The sequence below is a fragment of the Streptomyces sp. NBC_00045 genome, assembly GCF_045041095.1.
In the GTDB taxonomy this organism is placed as follows: domain Bacteria; phylum Actinomycetota; class Actinomycetes; order Streptomycetales; family Streptomycetaceae; genus Streptomyces.
Genome location: NZ_CP108271.1, coordinates 5,708,244 through 5,725,864, shown reverse-complemented (window position 1 = coordinate 5,725,864; position 17,621 = coordinate 5,708,244). Strand labels below are relative to the sequence as shown.

General features: G+C 71.6%; 14 protein-coding genes. 5 read left to right on the top strand and 9 right to left on the bottom strand.

Annotated features, from left to right (window positions below; translation table 11 throughout):
* Positions 1-6: 6 nt before the first annotated feature.
* The 3 genes from OHA65_RS27000 to OHA65_RS26990 all read right to left on the bottom strand — a co-directional run bounded on the left by OHA65_RS27000 (position 7) and on the right by OHA65_RS26990 (position 3,573).
* A complete protein-coding gene (locus OHA65_RS27000) occupies positions 7-345 on the bottom strand; it encodes a P-II family nitrogen regulator (RefSeq protein ID WP_053691083.1) in 339 nt (112 codons plus the stop codon).
* A complete protein-coding gene (locus OHA65_RS26995) occupies positions 342-1,685 on the bottom strand; it encodes an ammonium transporter (protein WP_327278777.1) in 1,344 nt (447 codons plus the stop codon). The genes OHA65_RS27000 and OHA65_RS26995 overlap by 4 nt, the downstream gene beginning before the upstream one ends.
* 382 nt (positions 1,686-2,067) lie before the next feature.
* Complete coding sequence (locus tag OHA65_RS26990; RefSeq protein ID WP_405762569.1) at positions 2,068-3,573, bottom strand: hypothetical protein; 1,506 nt, start codon at positions 3,571-3,573, stop codon at positions 2,068-2,070.
* A gap of 402 nt (positions 3,574-3,975) precedes the next feature.
* On the opposite strand from OHA65_RS26990, the gene OHA65_RS26985 reads away from it, so the two are divergent.
* Entirely contained in the window at positions 3,976-4,644 is a 669-nt protein-coding gene (locus tag OHA65_RS26985; protein ID WP_327278776.1) for a bifunctional DNA primase/polymerase, read from the top strand.
* Positions 4,645-4,729: 85 nt separating this feature from the next.
* On the opposite strand, the gene ftsY is transcribed toward OHA65_RS26985, so the two are convergent.
* Complete coding sequence (ftsY, locus tag OHA65_RS26980) at positions 4,730-5,947, bottom strand: signal recognition particle-docking protein FtsY (protein ID WP_327278775.1); 1,218 nt, start codon at positions 5,945-5,947, stop codon at positions 4,730-4,732.
* A 147-nt stretch (positions 5,948-6,094) separates the two neighbouring features.
* Between ftsY and OHA65_RS26975 the strand changes: the two genes are divergently transcribed.
* Positions 6,095-7,591, top strand: coding sequence for a cytosine permease (locus OHA65_RS26975; RefSeq protein ID WP_327278774.1), 1,497 nt, complete (start codon positions 6,095-6,097; stop codon positions 7,589-7,591).
* Between the two features lie 63 nt (positions 7,592-7,654).
* A complete protein-coding gene (locus OHA65_RS26970) occupies positions 7,655-8,641 on the top strand; it encodes an LLM class flavin-dependent oxidoreductase (protein WP_327278773.1) in 987 nt (328 codons plus the stop codon).
* A gap of 49 nt (positions 8,642-8,690) precedes the next feature.
* Here the strand turns inward: OHA65_RS26970 and OHA65_RS26965 are convergent, their stop codons facing one another.
* The 4 genes from OHA65_RS26965 to OHA65_RS26950 form a co-directional block, all read right to left on the bottom strand.
* Positions 8,691-10,121 carry a sugar porter family MFS transporter gene (locus OHA65_RS26965; RefSeq protein WP_327278772.1) on the bottom strand — a complete coding sequence of 477 codons (1,431 nt, stop codon included), beginning with the start codon at positions 10,119-10,121 and terminating at the stop codon, positions 8,691-8,693.
* Between the two features lie 232 nt (positions 10,122-10,353).
* On the bottom strand, positions 10,354-14,148 hold the full coding sequence (locus tag OHA65_RS26960) for an AAA family ATPase (protein ID WP_328763828.1): 3,795 nt from the start codon (positions 14,146-14,148) through the stop codon (positions 10,354-10,356).
* Between the two features lie 172 nt (positions 14,149-14,320).
* The gene (locus OHA65_RS26955; protein WP_030162422.1) at positions 14,321-14,536 is read right to left on the bottom strand and encodes a hypothetical protein; all 216 of its coding nucleotides are present in this window, start codon (positions 14,534-14,536) and stop codon (positions 14,321-14,323) included.
* A gap of 349 nt (positions 14,537-14,885) precedes the next feature.
* Entirely contained in the window at positions 14,886-15,167 is a 282-nt protein-coding gene (locus tag OHA65_RS26950; protein ID WP_327278770.1) for an acylphosphatase, read from the bottom strand.
* Positions 15,168-15,302: 135 nt separating this feature from the next.
* On the opposite strand from OHA65_RS26950, the gene OHA65_RS26945 reads away from it, so the two are divergent.
* Positions 15,303-16,322: a CAP domain-containing protein gene (locus OHA65_RS26945; protein WP_405762567.1), complete on the top strand. Its 1,020-nt coding sequence runs from the start codon at positions 15,303-15,305 to the stop codon at positions 16,320-16,322.
* Between the two features lie 63 nt (positions 16,323-16,385).
* On the top strand, positions 16,386-16,763 hold the full coding sequence (locus tag OHA65_RS26940) for a helix-turn-helix domain-containing protein (protein WP_327278768.1): 378 nt from the start codon (positions 16,386-16,388) through the stop codon (positions 16,761-16,763).
* On the opposite strand, the gene mutM is transcribed toward OHA65_RS26940, so the two are convergent.
* The gene (gene mutM, locus OHA65_RS26935; RefSeq protein WP_327278767.1) at positions 16,736-17,596 is read right to left on the bottom strand and encodes a bifunctional DNA-formamidopyrimidine glycosylase/DNA-(apurinic or apyrimidinic site) lyase; all 861 of its coding nucleotides are present in this window, start codon (positions 17,594-17,596) and stop codon (positions 16,736-16,738) included. The genes OHA65_RS26940 and mutM overlap by 28 nt on opposite strands.
* Positions 17,597-17,621 lie beyond the last annotated feature (25 nt).

Sequence of the window (17,621 nt, the reverse complement as noted above, 5' to 3'; positions counted from 1 at the left end):
CGTCGCTCAGAGCGCTTCTGCGCCGCGCTCGCCGGTGCGGACGCGGATGACCGCGTCCACGGGGACGCTCCACACCTTGCCGTCACCGATCTTTCCGGTGCGGGCGCCCTTGACCAGGACGTCCATCACCGATTCGGCGTCGTCGTCCTCGACGACCACCTCGATGCGGATCTTCGGTACGAGGTCCACGGTGTACTCGGCGCCGCGGTAGACCTCGGTGTGCCCGCGCTGGCGGCCGTACCCGCTGGCCTCGGAGACCGTGAGCCCCTGGACTCCGAACCGCTGGAGGGCGTCCTTGATCTCGTCCAGCCGGTGCGGCTTGACGATCGCGGTGATCAGCTTCATGCGTCAACCTTCTTGCTCGCGGCGGCGGATACGGGTGCGGCGGTGCTCCTGGAGGAGGCTCCGCCGCCGGCTCCGCTGAAGTCGTAGGCGGTCTCGGCGTGCTCGACCTGGTCGATGCCGGAGACCTCGTCGTCCTCGGTGACCCGCATCCCGATCGTCTTGTCGAGGAGGAAGGCGAGGACCGCGGACACGACGAGAGAGTAGGCGAGGACGGAGAAGACCCCGATGGCCTGCTTGCCGAGCTGCTCCAGGCCGCCGCCGTAGAAGAGGCCGGCCACGTCGGACTGGACCCCGCCGGTGGCGAAGAGGCCCACCAGCAGCGAGCCGATGACGCCTCCGACGAGGTGGACGCCGACCACGTCGAGGGAGTCGTCGAAGTTGAACTTGTACTTGAGGCCGACGGCCATGGCGCAGACGACGCCGGCGATGGCGCCGATGGCGATCGCGCCGAGCGGGGAGCAGGAGCCGCCGGAGGGGGTGATCGCGACGAGGCCGGCGACCGCGCCGGAGGCGGCGCCGAGGGTGGTGAAGGAGCCGTGGCGCAGCTTCTCGTAGCCGAGCCAGGCGAGCATGGCGGCGGCGGTGGCGACCTGGGTGTTGACGAACATGACCGCGCCCACGCCGTCGTCGTTGCCGAGCCAGGAGCCTGCGTTGAAGCCGAACCAGCCGAACCAGAGCAGACCCGCGCCGAGCATCACGAGCGGGAGGCTGTGGGGGCGCATCGGGTCCCTCTTGAAGCCGACGCGCTTGCCGATGACCAGGATGACGCCGAGGGCCGCGGCGCCGGCGTTGATGTGGACGGCGGTGCCGCCCGCGAAGTCGATGACGCCGAGTTCGAAGAGCCAGCCGCCGGCGCCCCAGACCCAGTGGGCGACCGGGAAGTAGACGACGGTGACCCACAGGGCGGTGAACAGGGCCCAGGCGCTGAACTTGACGCGGTCGGCCAGGGCGCCGCTGATCAGGGCAGGGGTGATGACGGCGAACATCAGCTGGAAGACGGCGAAGACGTAGACCGGGATGGTGTAGCCGTCCCACAGCTCGGTGATGCCGATGCCGCTGAGGCCGACGTAGTCGGAGGACCAGCCGATGATGCTGCCGGAGTCCGTGCCGAAGGCGAGGCTGAAGCCGTAGAGGACCCAGAGGATCGTGACGATCCCCAGGCTGATGAAGCTCATCATCAGCATGTTGAGGCTGCTCTTGACGCGGACCATGCCTCCGTAGAAGAAGGCGAGTCCCGGGGTCATCAGCATGACCAGGGCGGAGCAGATGAGCATGAACCCGGTGTTCGCGGCAGACAGCGTCGGGGTGTCTGCCGCGAGGGTCGTGATGGCTGATGCCATCGGCGTCTCCTCGTCGTCGGTACGTTCGCGTGCGGGCGATCGTGAAAACCTGAGCGGCGCAAGGCGTAAGGCCGGGGGTGGGGCCTGGGGGCTGGCCGGTTATTGACCATGAGATTCGCGCAGGCCGGTTTCCGGCGGCGCCGCTCGGTGTTTCACTCCGATGACGAAGGCATCCGGGTTGTTACGACGTGATGAACACGGCAACCGGTGACTGAGCAGCCACGACGGCGAGCAGCCACCGCGGCGAGAGCGGCGGCGCCGGTTCAGGCGCAGGGGGAGACCGGCCGCGGCAATGACCCGGATGACCTGGCTGGGGGAGCCTGATCGGGCTTCACGGGGTGACTGCCGCGGCCGGGGCCTTGGGGGGCGGCCGCCGGGGCCGTCAGACGGCCTCCGCGGCCTCGGGGAGGCGGGAGGTGAGCTGGTCGGTCAGCCGGACCACGTCGGCGACGTCGCCGTACTCACGGGCGGCGGTGTCGACCGTCTTGCGGATCCGGGTGTTCACCCGTTCGGAGCGCACCTTTTCCGCCACCTTCAGGGCGCGGTCGACGAGGACCACGGCCTGTTCGGGCTCGCGCTGGAGCAGGTGGACGGTGGCTAGGCCGATGAGGTTGAGGCTGTACGAGCGCTGGTGCTCGTCGTCCTTCTGGAAGAGTTCCACGGCCCGCTGCATGACGGGTTCGGCGAGGGAGGCGTACATGGGGCTGCGCCCTGCCACGTAGGCCAGGTCGCGGTACGAGTGGGAGTTCTCGCCGTTGAGTTCGGCCTCGGAGAAGAAGCGGATCCAGTCGGGTTCGGGCTCGCCGCCGAAATCGACGTCGGAGAAGGTGTCCTCGGCCATCCGGACGGCCCGCTTGCAGCGGCTGGGCTGGCCCATGTTGGCGTAGGCGCGGGCCTCCATCGCATACAGCATCGCCTGGGTGCGCGGGCCGGCGGAGTCGCGGCTTCCGTATTGCGCCAGGTGGATGAGTTCGAGGGCGTCCTCGGGCCGGCCCAGGTGGATCATCTGGCGGCTCATGCTGGAGAGGATGTACGAGCCGAGGGGCTTGTCGCCGCCCTCCTTGGCGGCGTGCAGGGCGAGGACGAAGTACTTCTGCGCGGTGGGGTGCAGGCCGATGTCGTAGCTCATCCAGCCGGCGAGTTCGGCGAGTTCCGCGGCGACCTTGAAGAGCCGCCGCATGACGGGGGCCGGGTGGTTCTCCTGGAGCAGGTCGGTGACCTCGTGGAGCTGGCCCACGACGGCCTTGCGGCGCAGTCCGCCGCCGCACTGGGCGTCCCACTGGCGGAACATCACGGTGGTGGCTTCGAGGAGGCCGAGTTCGGGTTCGGAGAGCCGCGGGGGGCGGTGGCCGCTGAGCGCTCCGGACGACCCCGCCTCGCGCGGGGCCGGGTCGGTGGCGGGGACCGGGACCAGCCAGCGCTGCATGGGTTCGATGAGGGCGGGGCCGGCGGAGAGGGCCAGGGAGGTCCCGAGGAAGCCGCGGCGGGCCAGCATCAGGTCGCTGCGGGAGAACTCGCCGAGCAGTTCGACGGTCTGGGGGCCGGCCCAGGGCAGGTCGACGCCGGAGACGGAGGGCGTCTGGTGGGCGGTGCGCAGTCCGAGCTGCTCGATGGCGACGACGGAGCCGAAGCGCTCGGAGAACAGCTCGGACAGGATCCGCGGGACGGGCTCGCGGGGCTGCTCGCCGTCGAGCCAGCGGCGCACCCGGGAGGTGTCCGTGCTGATGTGGTGGGCGCCCATCTGGCGGGCCCGCCGGTTCACCTGCCGGGCGAGTTCGCCCTTGGACCAGCCGCTGCGGACGAACCAGGAGGTCAATTGCTCATTGCGGCCCGCGGAACCCGGGACCTCCGGGTCGTCGCTCGTTCCGCTTGCGCCGTTGCCGCTCACTGGAACGCCCCCATCCACTCAGCCTCTTCACACGAAACCCTGGCTGGGGCGGCGAGCGCCGCCACGGACCTTCACAGATCCTCCACACGTTGCCTCCGGCATAACCACGGACGGCCCGCCTTCGGGGTTTGGTGCACTGAAAGTAATCCTACGATCACCCGCTCCGCGAGGGCGATTCCAGAAACGCCACCATTCGCCACCCCTTTGAATGAACTAGCCACCCGCCAGGCGCGATTCACTTGACACCGAGGCGAAAACGATCGGATGGACGGGAGTGCACCGGGGGCGCGCGCGGCGAGGAGTGCGCCGGGCAGCCCCTTCGGGCACCGGGCTCGCACCCGCATCCCGTCCCGCCGACGTCGTAACCACCTGCGCGTCCGACCCGTTGGAGGGGGCATGGGCATGGGCTTCACGATCGGCGGCAGCCGCAGCACCAAGGAGTTCCGTTCCGGCTCGCGGCGCCGCGGCCGGACCTCGGAATGCACGGCGGTCGCGGAGTACACCGGACTGTGGGGCTGGGACGTGGTCCCCGGCGCCCGCGCCGCGGCCCCCGCCCGCGGCTGCTCCTGCGGGCATGCGCATTGCGGCGCACCGGGGGCACATCCTTTGCCGCTGGCTCCGACCGTCCCGGCGGGCGCCACCCTCGACGAGGTCACCGACATCTGGGGCGGCTACCCGGGGGCGGCGGTCCTGCTCCCCGTGGGCCGCGCCTTCGACGTCATCGAGGTCTCGCAGGAGGCGGGCCGCCGCGCGCTGGTCCGCCTGGAGCGGATGGGTCTGCCGCTCGGGCCGGTGACCGCGACCCCGGACGGTCGGGCCCAGTTCTTCGTGGCCCCGGGCGCGGCCGCCGAGCTGCCGCAGCTGCTGTACCGGATGGGCTGGGACGACGCCGACCTCGACCTGCGCGCCCTGGGGACCGGCGCCTTCCTGACCGCCCCGCCCTCCGACTACGCGGGGCTCGGCCCGGTGGGCTGGCTGCGGCCGCCCGCGCTCGACTCCGCGGGCGGCCCGCCGCAGGCCCGGCTGCTGCTCGGCACCCTCGCGTACATCTGTCACCGCCTGCGGCGCTGACCCGGCCACGCAGCACAGTGCCCCGCGTTCCGGGCGGAACGCGGGGCACTGTGCTGCGTGCGGTCTGCGGGCCGCGTGCGCTCGGTCAGTCGCCGATCAGGGCGTCCACGAACGCCTCCGGCTCGAAGGGCGCGAGGTCGTCGGGGCCCTCGCCGAGGCCGATGAGCTTGACCGGGACGCCGAGCTCGCGCTGGACGGCGACGACGATGCCGCCCTTGGCGGTCCCGTCGAGCTTGGTCAGCACGATGCCGGTGATGTCCACGACCTCGGCGAAGACGCGGGCCTGGGTCAGACCGTTCTGCCCGGTGGTGGCGTCCAGGACGAGCAGGATCTCGTCGAGCGGGCCGTGCTTCTCCACGACGCGCTTGACCTTGCCGAGCTCGTCCATGAGGCCGGTCTTGGTGTGCAGGCGGCCGGCGGTGTCGATGAGCACCACGTCGGCGCCCTCGGCGATGCCCTCCTTGACCGCGTCGTAGGCGATCGAGGCCGGGTCGCCGCCCTCGGGGCCGCGTACGGTGCGCGCGCCGACCCGCTCGCCCCAGGTCTGGAGCTGGTCGGCGGCGGCGGCGCGGAAGGTGTCGGCCGCGCCGAGCACCACGGAGCGGCCGTCGGCGACCAGCACGCGGGCCAGCTTGCCGGTGGTGGTGGTCTTGCCGGTGCCGTTCACACCGACGACCATCACGACGCCCGGGGTGTCCGCGGCGCTCTCGGTCTTGACCGCGCGGTCGAAGTCGGTGCCGACCAGGGTCAGCAGCTCCTCCTTGAGCAGGGTGCGCAGCTCGACCGGGGTGCGGGTGCCGAGCACCTTGACCCGCTCGCGGAGCCGGTCGACGAGCTCCTGCGTCGGCACGACACCGACGTCGGCGATCAGGAGGGTCTCCTCGATCTCCTCCCAGGTGTCCTCGTCGAGGTGTTCGCGCGAGAGCAGCGTGAGCAGCCCCTTGCCGAGCGAGTTCTGCGACCGGGCGAGGCGGGCGCGCAGCCGGACCAGGCGGCCGGCGGTGGGCTCGGGCACCTCGATCTCGGGGGCTGCCGGCGCCTCGGGCTCGGCGACGACGGGCGCCTCGGGAGCCGCAGCCTCCGCTTCGGGGAGGGCGACCTCCTCGATGGTGCGGCGGGGCTCTTCCGCCGTCTCTACGGCGTCCTCCCCCACCTGCGGTTCGGCGGGCGGGGCAGTGATGGTCGGCGTGCTCGACGGCGCCGAGGGCGGCAGCTGCTTCTTCTTGCGGCTACTGACCACGAGCCCGCTGATCACGCCGACCGCGACCAGGGCGATGACTACAGCAAGGATGAGGATGTCCATAACTCGTCCAGTATCGGCCACGGCGGCCCCGGACCCCCGATTCCCACGGTCCTGGCCGGGCCGTAAGCCTCTATTTGTGGTCTTAGCGGCACATCTACGATGATGGGCGACTTCCCCGTACGCCCTCCTGCCCATCTGGAGTACTGCATGCCTGCCGAGCCCGCCGACGGTGCGATAGACGGTGCGATACGACCGCCGACCGAGACGTCGGTCGAGACCCGCGGGCTTGATCCCGTCCCGGACTGCGAGCGCACCGGCCGGGTCCGCGAGCTCGTGCCCACCTGGGTCGCCGCCAACATCAGCGTGCTGCTGCTGACCATGGGCGCCGGCCTGGTGATCCTCAACAAGCTCAACATCTGGCAGGTGCTGGTCGTCGCGATCGCCGCGCCCGTCGTCTCGTACGGGCTCGTCGGTCTGATCTCGATCGCCGGCAAGCGCGGCGGCGCCCCCGGCATGGCCCTGTCGCGGGCCGTGTTCGGCCAGCGCGGCAACCTCTTCCCCGGCGCCCTGATCTGGGTCGCCCGCTGGGGCTGGGAGACCATCAACGCGGTCAGCGGGGCGTTCGCCGTGCTGACGGTGCTGGACCTGTTGTTCGGCGTGCGGAAGAACACCGCGCTGATCGTGGTCACCCTGCTGCTCTTCGTCGGCTGCACGTTCCTGGTGTCCGGCCTCGGCATCAGCGCGCTGCGCGTCTGCTCGACCTGGTCGACGTACTTCTTCGGTGCCTTCAGCGTGCTGGTGCTGGGCTATCTGGTCGTGGAGACCGACTGGTCCGCCGTCTTCGGCAAGCCGGCCGGCTCGACCGCGATGATGATCGCCGGCATCGGCACCATCGCCGCGGGCGGCATCAGCTGGGTCCCCTCCGGCCCGGACTTCACCCGCTACCTGCCGCGTACGGCCTCCGCCAAGGGCATGGTCGGCGCGACGATCGGCGGCGCGGCCGTCGTGGTGATCCCGATGGTGTTGATGGGCGCGGTCATGGCGGTGGGCACCCCGGACCTGGCCACGGCCCAGGACCCGGTCTCCTTCATCGGCAATCTGCTGCCCGCGTGGATCGCGGTGCCGTACCTGCTGATCGCGCTCGTCGGCATGCTGCTGATCAACTCGATGTCCATGTACTCGGCCGGATTCACGGCGCAGACCCTCGGCATCAAGGTCCCGCGCGCGGCGGCCGTCAGCGTCAACGCGATCATCAGCCTGGTCTTCGGCTTCCTGCTGATGGTGGTGGCGACCAGCTTCTTCGGCTCGTTCATCTCCTTCCTGACGCTGCTCGCCGTGGCCTTCTCGGCCTGGATCGGCGTGTTCGGCGTCGACATGCTGCGCCGGACCTCGTACGACGGCGCCGCGCTGCTGGACACCAGCCGCGCCAGCGCCTACTGGTACCGGGGCGGGTTCGCCTGGCAGGCCATGACCGCGTGGGGCCTGGCCCTGGTCGTGGGGCTGCTGTTCACCAAGGTCGACTGGTTCGGCGGGCCGCTCGCCGGCACCTGGATCGGGCAGAACGGCCTGGGCTGGGCGGCCGGCATCGTCACCTCCGGCGCTCTGTACGCGGTCCTGCCGCGCACGGCGCCCGCGGAGCCCGCCCCGGTGGCGGGCGCGGACCCGGGCGAGGAGCCCGCGCGCGTCGGATCCCTGTCCAACTGACGCCACGTCAGCTAACGTCCCCCTTCGCCCACCCACCCACATCCGGCGAAGGGGGACTTCTCCATGCCCATCACCGTGGCCCGGTTCAATCTCGTCGACCCGAACGGCACTCCGGAGACCCTCTCCGCCCGCTACAAGGCCGCCCTGGAGATGACGAAGTACGCGGACGACCGCGGGATCGACACCGTCCAGACCGAGGAGCACCACGGCACCGCGAACAACTGGCTGCCCTCGCCGTTCGCCTTCGCGGGCGCGGTCTTCGGCGCCACCCGCCGGATCGCGGTCACCGTATCGGCGATCATCGGCCCGCTCTACGACCCGCTGAAGGTGGCCGAGGACATCGCCGTCCTGGACCTGCTGAGCGGCGGGCGCCTCGTGACGGTCGCGGGCATCGGCTACCGGCCCGAGGAGTACGAGCAGCACGGCGTCGAGTGGGGCCGGCGCGGCCGGCTCCAGGACGAGCTGCTGGAGACCCTGCTGAAGGCGTGGACGGGCGAGCCGTTCGCCTTCCGGGGCCGCACGGTACGGGTGACCCCGACGCCCTTCACACGGCCGCACCCGCTGCTACTGGTCGGCGGCAGCTCCCGGGCGGCGGCCCGGCGCGCGGCCCGGCTCGGGCTGCCGTTCTTCCCCAGCGCGCACCTGCCGGAGCTGGAGGCGTACTACCAGGCGCAGCTCGCGGAGCACGGGACGGAGGGCTTCTGCATGATGCCCGCGGCCGAGACCCCGCTGCTGCACGTCGCCGAGGACCCGGACCGGGTGTGGGCCGAGTTCGGGGAGCACTTCCTGCACGAGGCGGGCACGTACGCGTCGTGGCAGTCGAAGGACATCCGCAGCGCCGTACGGTCGGCCGCGCGCTCGGTGGCGGAGCTGCGGGCGGAGGGCGTGTACCGGGTGCTGACCCCGGACGAGGCGGTCGCGTACGCCAGGGGCGCGGGCGAGGCGGGGAACCTGGTGCTGCACCCGCTGTGCGGCGGGATGCCGTTGGACGAGGGTTGGCGCAGCCTGCACCTGTTGTGCGAACAGGTGCTGCCCCGGCTCAAGGACTGAGCGGGGGCAGCACCTGCCGTAAGAGGAGAGGGGGTGTTGGCGGGGGTGGTTACCCCATCTCCTCCAACGCCTTGCCCTTGGTCTCCGGCACCCACTTAAGGACGAACGGGATCGAGAGCACGGCGAAGAACGTGTAGATCATGTAGGCGCCCGACAGGTTCCAGTCGGACAGCGTCGGGAACGTGACGGTGATGAGCCAGTTGGCGATCCACTGGGCGGACGCCGCCACACCGAGGGCCGCGGCACGGATGCGGCCGGGGAACATCTCACCGAGCAGCACCCAGACCACCACGCCCCAGGACAGGGCGAAGAAGAGCACGAAGAAGTTGGCGGCGACCAGGGCCACGATGCCCTGGGCGTGCGGCAGGGAGATGTCGTCGCCGGTTCCGGACTTGAACGAGAACGCCCAGGCCGCCGTTCCGAGCGACAGCGCCATGCCGACGGAGCCGATGAGCGCCAGGGGCTTGCGGCCGAGCCGGTCCACGAACACCATCGCGATCACCGTACCGATGATGTTCACGACCGACGTCTCGAACGAGTACAGGAACGAGGAGCTCGGGTCGATGCCGACCGACTGCCACAGCGAGGAGCTGTAGTAGAAGATCACGTTGATGCCGACGAGCTGCTGGAAGACCGAGAGTCCGATGCCGACCCACACGATGGGCAGGAAGCCGAAGCGGCCGCCGAGCAGGTCCTTGAAGATGGGCTTGTGCTCGGACCGCATGGCGTGGTCGATCTCGCGGACGCGGGCGTCGGCGTCGACGCCCTTGCCCTCGACGTCCCGCAGGACCTCCTTGGCCTTCTCCGTGCGGCCGACCGAGACGAGGAAGCGCGGGGACTCGGGGATGGCGAAGGAGAGCACCCCGTAGAGAACGGCCGGGACGACCATCACGCCGAGCATCCACTGCCAGGCTTCCAGGCCGCCGATCTCGCCGCGCTGGTCGCCGTCGGCGAGGTTGAGGATGCCCCAGTTGACCAGCTGCGAGACGGCGATGCCGATGACGATGGCCGCCTGCTGGAAGGAGGCGAGCCGGCCGCGGTAGGCGGGCGGGGAGACCTCGGCGATGTAGGCGGGGCCGATGACCGAGGCCATGCCGATGCCGAAGCCGCCGATCACACGCCAGGTGGCGAGGTCCCAGAGGGCGAAGGGGAGGGCCGAGCCGATGGCGCTCGCGGTGAACAGGACGGAGGCGATCTGCATGCAGCGGATACGGCCGATCCGGTCGGCGATGCGGCCGGCGGTGGCCGCGCCGAAGGCGCAGCCGATCAGCGCGGCGGCGATCACCTGGGCGAGGGCGGCCGAGCCGACGTCGAAGCGATCGCGGATGGCCTCCACGGCGCCGTTGATGACGGAACTGTCGTAGCCGAAGAGGAAGCCGCCCATGGCCGCGGCCGCGGTGATGAAGATGACGTGGCCGAGGTGGTCGGGCCGGGACGCGCTTCCACCGCCTGACGCGGGTGCGTTCGCTGTGCTGGTCAAGGTGCGCTCCTGGGCCCGGCGGCGACGGCGGGCTGTGTGGGGGATCTCGTTGTTGCTTGCTCGTGTTCCTCTAGTGGCGCACAGCAAACTGCTTGCCACCACCTGAACGTCAACACGGCACAGCAGAGCCTATGACTTCACTTCCTGAAGTCAAGAGGAGAGATGCATCCGATTCTTCACAGAGAAGACGAGCGACCTCACGCGGAATGCGTTCATTAAGTGAAGCTGGAGGTCAGCGAAGCCGCTGACTGATCACCTTGGAGACGCCGTCGCCCTGCATGGAGACGCCGTACAACGCGTCGGCGACCTCCATCGTCCGCTTCTGGTGCGTGATCACGATCAGCTGCGAGCTCTCCTGGAGCTCCTCCATGATCCGGATCAGCCGCTGCAGGTTGGTGTCGTCCAGCGCGGCCTCGACCTCGTCCATCACGTAGAACGGGCTGGGCCTGGCCTTGAAGATGGAGACCAGCAGCGCGACGGCGGTCAGCGACCGCTCGCCGCCGGAGAGCAGCGAGAGCCGCTTGACCTTCTTGCCGGGCGGCCGGGCCTCCACGTCCACGCCCGTCGTCAGCATGTTGTCGGGGTCGGTGAGGATCAGCCGGCCCTCGCCGCCGGGGAACAGCCGCGAGAACACCCCTTCAAACTCGCGGGCCGTGTCCCGGTACGCCTCGGTGAACACCTGCTCGACGCGCTCGTCGACCTCCTTCACGACCTGGAGGAGGTCGGCCCGGGTCTTGCGCAGGTCCTCCAACTGCTCGCTCAGGAACCGGTGGCGCTCCTCCAACGCCGCGAACTCCTCCAGGGCGAGCGGATTGACCTTGCCGAGCTGCTGGTACGCGCGCTCGGCCACCCGGAGCCGCTTCTCCTGCTGCGCCCGTACGAAGGGACCCGGCTCGGCCGCCTCGTCCGGGGCCTCCCCCTCGGCGGGCGGGCTCGCCGGCACCGGCTGGTCCGGGCCGTACTCGGCGACGAGCCCCGCCGACTCCATCCCGAACTCCTCCAGCGCACGCGCCTCCACCTGCTCGATGCGCAGCCTCTTCTCGGCGCCGAGCACCTCGCCGCGGTGCACCGAGTCGGTGAGCTTGTCGAGCTCTCCCTTGAGGTCGCGTCCCCGGGTCCGCGCCTCGCCGAGCTCCTGCTCGCGCAGCCCCTTGGCGTGCTCGGCCGCGGCGCGCTCCTGCTCGGCGCGGCGCAGCGAGACCTCCAGGTGCGCGAGCAGCTGCCGGGCGCCGTCGGCGACGGCGCGGGCCACTTCGGCCTCGTGGCGCAGCCGTGCCCGGCGCCGCTCGGCGCGGGCCCGGGCCTCGCGCTCGGCACGGGCGCCACGGTCCAGCGCATCGGCCCGCCCCGCCAGGCCCTTGACCCGCTCCTCGTGGGTGCGCAGTTGGAGGCGGGCCTCCATCTCGGTCTGCCGGGCGTTGGCCCCGTCGGCCGCGAGCCGGTCCCGCACCGCGGTGTCGGGCTCCTCCTCCACCGGCATCTCCTCGGCGATGGCCAGCCGTTCGGCGCACTCCTCGACCTCGGCCAGCGCCTGCTCCAGCGCGTCCTGCGCCTTGGCCGCGGCGGCGGCACAGCGCTCGGCCTCGCCGGCGGCGCCCTTCGCCTGCCCGGCGAGCCGCCCCAGTTGCTGCGCCACCCCGGCCCGGGCCTGCTCCCCGGCCCGGCGGCGCTCACCGATCTCCTCGACCCGCGCGACGAGTTCGCGGCGCCGTTCCCGGGCCGCCTCCTGGGCCGTGCCCAGCTCCCGGCACTGCCCGTCCAGCCGGTCCAGTTCGGCGGCCGCCTCGTCGACGGCGGCCTGCACCTCGATCAGGCTGGGGGCCCCGGCGGAGCCGCCGTGGGCGAGGTGCGTGCCGAGGACGTCCCCGTCGAGGGTCACGGCGATGGCGTCGGGCCGCGCCCCGACGAGCCGCTCGGCCTCGTCGAGCGTCCCGACGACGATGTACTCCCGCAACACCCACCCCACGGCCCGCACCACACCGGTGTCCCCCTGCACCAGTCCCCCGGCGGGCACACCGCCCGGCTCCGCCGCCAGTTCGAGCCCCGTCGGCGCCTCGGGCGCCGGGCCCGGGACCGAGCCGTGGCCCCGTCCGTCGGGGTCCGCCTGCGCCTGGGGCGCCGCCGGCGGCAGCTGGGACAGGCCCGGGGCCGGGCCCCGGTTGGGGGAAGGCGCGGGGTGGGGGAAGGCTCCCTGCGGCCCGCCCCCGTCGACCCCTGCCTGCGCAGGGAACGGCGTCCCGGCCTGCGGCCCCGCAGGGCACCCGGCATCCGCCTCGGCGGCGAGCCGGCCCGCCGACTGGGGCGGGACGGCGGCCGGCGGGGCGATCAGGAACGTGGCCCGCCCGGCATCCGCATCCCGTAGGTGCCGGATGGCTCCGGCCGCCGCCCCCGCCGACGCCACGGCGACCGCATCCGCCGCAGCCCCCAGCGCCGCCGCGACCGCGACTTCGTACCCCGGGGTCACCGACAGCCGCTCCGCCGCCGGCCCCAGCAGCCCCGCCAGTCGCTCCCGCGCCGCGAGCAGCGTCCCCGTTCCGTCCTTCCTGCGCAGGCCGAGCGCCAGCGCATCCCGCCGCGCCGCCACCGCCGCCCGCGACTTCTCCACGGCCGTCACCGCGTCCCGCGCCTCGACCAGGGCCGCCTCCGCCTCGGCGAGTTCCGCCCGCGCGGTCGCGTACTCCTCGTCCACCGCCGGGTCTTCGAGCCCGCCGACCTCCTCGGCCAGTGCCTCGTACTCCGCCTGCGCGGTCCCCGCCCGGGTCTCGGCCTCGTCCCGCGCCGCGACCAGCCGGTCGATCTCCGCCTGCGCGGCGCCGGCCCGGGACCGGGCGGCGCCGAGGCGTCCCGTGAGCCGGGCCAGGCCCTCGCGCCGGTCGGCGATGGCCCGCGCGGCGTCCCGCAGTCGCCGCTCCTCCTCGACCAGCGACCGCTCCAGCTCGGCCCGGTGCTCCACGGTGTCCTCCAGGGCCCGCGAAGCCGCCTCCAGCGCTGCCGTCAGCTCCGCCTCCTGCTCGCGGATCCGCTCGGCCTCCCGCTCCATGTCCTGCGGGTCGCGGCCCGGCCGCTCCTCCTCCGCCGGAGCCGACGCCGACTTGACGCGCGCGTCGGCCAGGGACGCGGTCCCCCGTACGCGCTCGGCGAGCTGTGACAGCTCGTACCAGGTCTGCTGGGCCCGCTGGAGGCGCGGCGTCAGCTGCCGCACCGTTTCCTCAAGCTCCGACTCGCGCCGCAGCGCCTGCGCGAGCTGCGCCTCGGCCGCGTCCTTGCGCTCCTTCAGCGCCGCCTCGTCCGCGATCTCCGCGTCGAGCGCGCCCCGCAGCGTGACCAGGTCGTCGGCGAGCAGCCGCAGCCTCGCGTCGCGCAGGTCCGCCTGGATGACGGCGGCCCGCCGGGCCACCGCGGCCTGCCGTCCCAGCGGCTTGAGCTGGCGCCGCAGTTCGTCGTTCAGGTCCTGCACGCGCGCGAGGTTGGCCTGCATGGCATCGAGCTTGCGCAGTGCCTTCTCTTTGCGCTTGCGGTGTTTGAGTACTCCGGCGGCTTCCTCGATGAAGGCGCGCCGGCCCATGGGATCGGCGTGCAGGACGGAGTCCAGCTGGCCCTGGCCGACGATGACGTGCATCTCGCGGCCGATGCCGGAGTCGGAGAGCAGCTCCTGGATGTCGAGCAGCCGGCAGGTGTCGCCGTTGATCTGGTACTCGCTGCTGCCGCCGCGGAACATGATCCGCGTGATGGTGACCTCGGCGTACTCGATCGGCAGGGCACCGTCGGAGTTGTCGATGGTCAGCGACACCTCGGCCCGTCCGAGCGGCGGCCGCCCGGTGGTGCCGGCGAAGATGACGTCCTCCATCTTGCCGCCGCGCAGGGATTTGGCGCCCTGTTCCCCCATGACCCAGGACAGCGCGTCCACCACGTTGGACTTGCCGGAGCCGTTCGGGCCCACGACACAGGTGATGCCGGGCTCGAAGCGCAGGGTGGTTGCGGAGGCAAAGGACTTGAAGCCACGCAGGGTCAGGGACTTGAGGTGCACGCCGCCGGACTCTACCTTCCGCGTCCGGTTTCACCCATGAAGGTGCAGGGCACAACTGACGTCGAAGGAATGGGCCCCCCACCTGGCCCAATGCGGCCAAAGAAAGAAGGGACGCCGAAGCGTCCCTTGCAGATCATGCGGGGCTGAAGTCGAGCGACGAGTTGACAGCGGATCAGGTGAGCGCAGGCTCCGCCTGGGGTACGTCGATGTCGATGCGGTCCAGCAGCGAGTCTCCGTGCTGAGCGGCGGCCGCGTTCAGCGCGTCGTTTTCGGACTGAATCCGTACGAGCTCGGACTCAAGGTCCTGGACGCGCTGCTGAAGCCGTCGCATCTCGGCGAGGAGTCGCGGATCGGAACCGCCGACGTAACCGAGAAGCGCCTTTGCCATGATGGATGGTCCTCCACACTGAGTGACCGACCGAAGCGGTGTGGGTCGTGAGGGAATCGCACCCGCGGATGTCCGGCAGCGACTGTCAGTCACTGCACTTACTAGTGCCAGCACTGCCAAACAGCTCAGGTGCGCGGGGCTTCCAGCGTCTCACCAAAAAGTTTGACGGTCAACACGATCACGCCCCGTATCGGCGGGCGGCCCGGGTCTCCCAAGGGATCTGGAGATCGTCCGTTACTCGAAGCCTTCCACGGTTCAGACGGAGCGGCAACGCGTCGACGACGAACGCGCAGATCCGGCCGGGTGCGGACCACCCCGAGGTGTGATCAGTACATGATCAGCAGATCGCTCATCGGATCGCGAAGCCGTCGTAGCCACCGCGCGGTGTGCCCCAGATCTCTGTCACTCCGTCCACCCTCCCGGGCGTGTCGGCGCAGCGCAGCCAGTCGAGCAGCCGGTGGCAATTCTCACGTTGACCTTCGGCCACCACCTGCACTCGCCCGTCATCGAGGTTGAGCGCGAAGCCGACGACCCCTCCGATCTCCAGCGCATTGGCCCTGGTGAACCAACGGAAGCCCACTCCCTGTACACGGCCGCGCACCCAGGCGGTCAGACGGACGTCTTCGTTCATGCGTGAACGCTAACCGGGCGCAGACTTTCGGCTCACATCGCCCCCGGGCCCCATGGCGTACAGTCGCGCACCAATGAACTCACCCATTTGGGTGAGTAAGGGATGATCTTGACCTCCGAGGAAGGCACGCCGCCGATGGGACGCCACCGACTTGATGCCGCGCCGGGCCGCGACGACACGCGCCGCACCCTCGTGCGCACCGGCCTGCTGGGCGTCTCCGTGGCCGTGGCCCTCGGAACGGCGGCCGTGACCACCGGCATGGTGCCGGTCGGCACCTCCTTCCCCTATGTCGGTGTCAGCGCGGACAGCCCGGCCCCGAAGCCGCAGGCCGAGGCCTCGCCGAGCCCCAGGCCCGTGGCCGAGCAGCGGGGCGGCCTGCCCAGCCTGTCCGGCCGCGCCTCCGCGGGCTCCGATGCGGGCGGTTCGTCACCGTCGGTCTCCCACTCCCCGTCGGCCTCGCCGTCCCCGTCGGCCTCGCCGAGCCCGTCCACCTCGTCCTCCCCGGCCTCCTCTCCCGCCCCGGCCGCCCCCTCCGCCTCGGCCCCCGCCAAGGAGCAGGCGAAGCCCGAGAAGAGCCCGGCCCCGGTGGTCCTGGTTCCGGCCGCGCCCAAGCCGGTCGCGCCCAAGCCGGCCGCACCGAAGCCGGCTACGCCCAAGCCGGCCACGCCGAAACCGGCCGCCCCGAAACCGGCCGCCCCGAAACCGGCCACGCTGAAACCGGCCGCCCCCAAGCCGCCGGCTCCGTCCGTCGCGCCCACCCCGGAGCCCTCCGACGGCCACTCCGCGGAGGAGGCCGCCGTACTCACCCTGGTCAACCAGGAGCGGGCACAGGCCGGCTGCGGTCCGGTCCGGGCGAACCCGCCGCTCGCGGCGTTGGCCTCGGCCTTCAGCAAGGACATGGCCACCCGCGGCTTCTTCGACCACACCGACCCCGACGGCAAGACCCCGTGGGACCGCGCCACCAACGCGGGCCTGGGCGGGCTCGGCGGCGAGAACATCGCCCGCGGCCAGGGTGACGCCCAGGCGGTCATGAACGCGTGGATGAACAGCCCCGACCACAAGGCGAACATCCTCAACTGCGAGTTCCGCACGCTGGGCGTGGGCGCCTACTTCGCGGCCGGCGGCCCCTGGTGGACCCAGGACTTCGGCTTCTAGAAGCACTAACGCACCGAAAGCGCAAGCTTCTGGTAAGCGCTGTACGGAGTTAAGCTGGTCGGCATGGAGACAGAGCTGCCGTTTGACGCGTTCGCGCGCGCGTGTCCGTCCCGGGAGACCCTGGAGCACGTCACGGGCCGCTGGGGCAGTCTCACGGTGGGCGCCCTGCGCGACGGCTCGTGCCGTTTCAACGAGTTGCGCCGCAAGGTCGACGGCGTGAGCGAGAAGATGCTCTCCCAGACCCTGCACGCGCTGGAGCGCGACGGCATCGTCAACCGCGAGGCACAGCCGACGAACCCGCCGCGCGTCGACTACGAGCTGACCCCGCTCGGCGTCGAGGTCGCCGACCGGCTGCTCGCGCTCATCCACTTCCTCGAAGGCAGCATGCCCCGGGTACTGACCGCCCGCGAGTCCTACGACACCGCGCGCGGCGGGCGCTGACAGCGCGGGCAGAAGTAGCTGGACCGGTTCATCCACGGGCGGCGGCGCATCGGGGTTCCGCAGCGCCGGCAGGGCTCGTCCTCGCGCCCGTAGGCGTCGAGCGAGCGGTCGAAGTAGCCGGACTCCCCGTTCACGTTGACGTAGAGGCTGTCGAAGCTGGTGCCGCCGACTGCGAGGGCGGCGTTCATCACGTCCCGGACGTGGCCGAGGAGTTCCGCGCTCCGTGGGCGCGTCAGCGTGGCGGTGGCGCGCTCGTAGTGCAGCTTGGCCCGCCACAGCGCCTCGTCGGCGTAGATGTTTCCGACCCCGCTGATCAGGGACTGGTCCAACAGGGCCCGCTTGACGGTGGTCCGCTTGGCGCGCAGCGCCGCGTGGTAGGCGGCCTCGTCGAAGAGGGGGTCCAGCGGGTCCCGGGCGATGTGCGCGATGACGTCGGGCAGCCCGTCCGGCGTGTTCTCGTGGAGCGAGAGCCCGCCGAAGGTGCGCTGGTCGACGAAGCGGAGCTCGGTCCCGGCGCCGTCCCTGAAGCGCACGCGGATCCGCAGGTGCTTCTCGTCCGCGGCCTCCTCGGGCTGGACGAGGAGCTGGCCGCTCATGCCGAGGTGCCCGAGCACGGACAGGTCCCGCCGTTCCAGGGGCAACCACAGGTACTTGCCGCGCCGCTGCGGGACGCCGATCGTCTCCCCCGTCAGCCGCGCCGCGAAATCGGCTGCGCCCGCCGGGTGGCGGCGCACCGCGCGCGGGTGCAGCACCTCGACGGCCTCGACGGTCCGGCCCGCCACCCAACGCTCCAAGCCGCGCCGTACGACTTCGACTTCGGGCAGCTCGGGCACGGCGGTCCTCCGGAGGGGTGCGGTT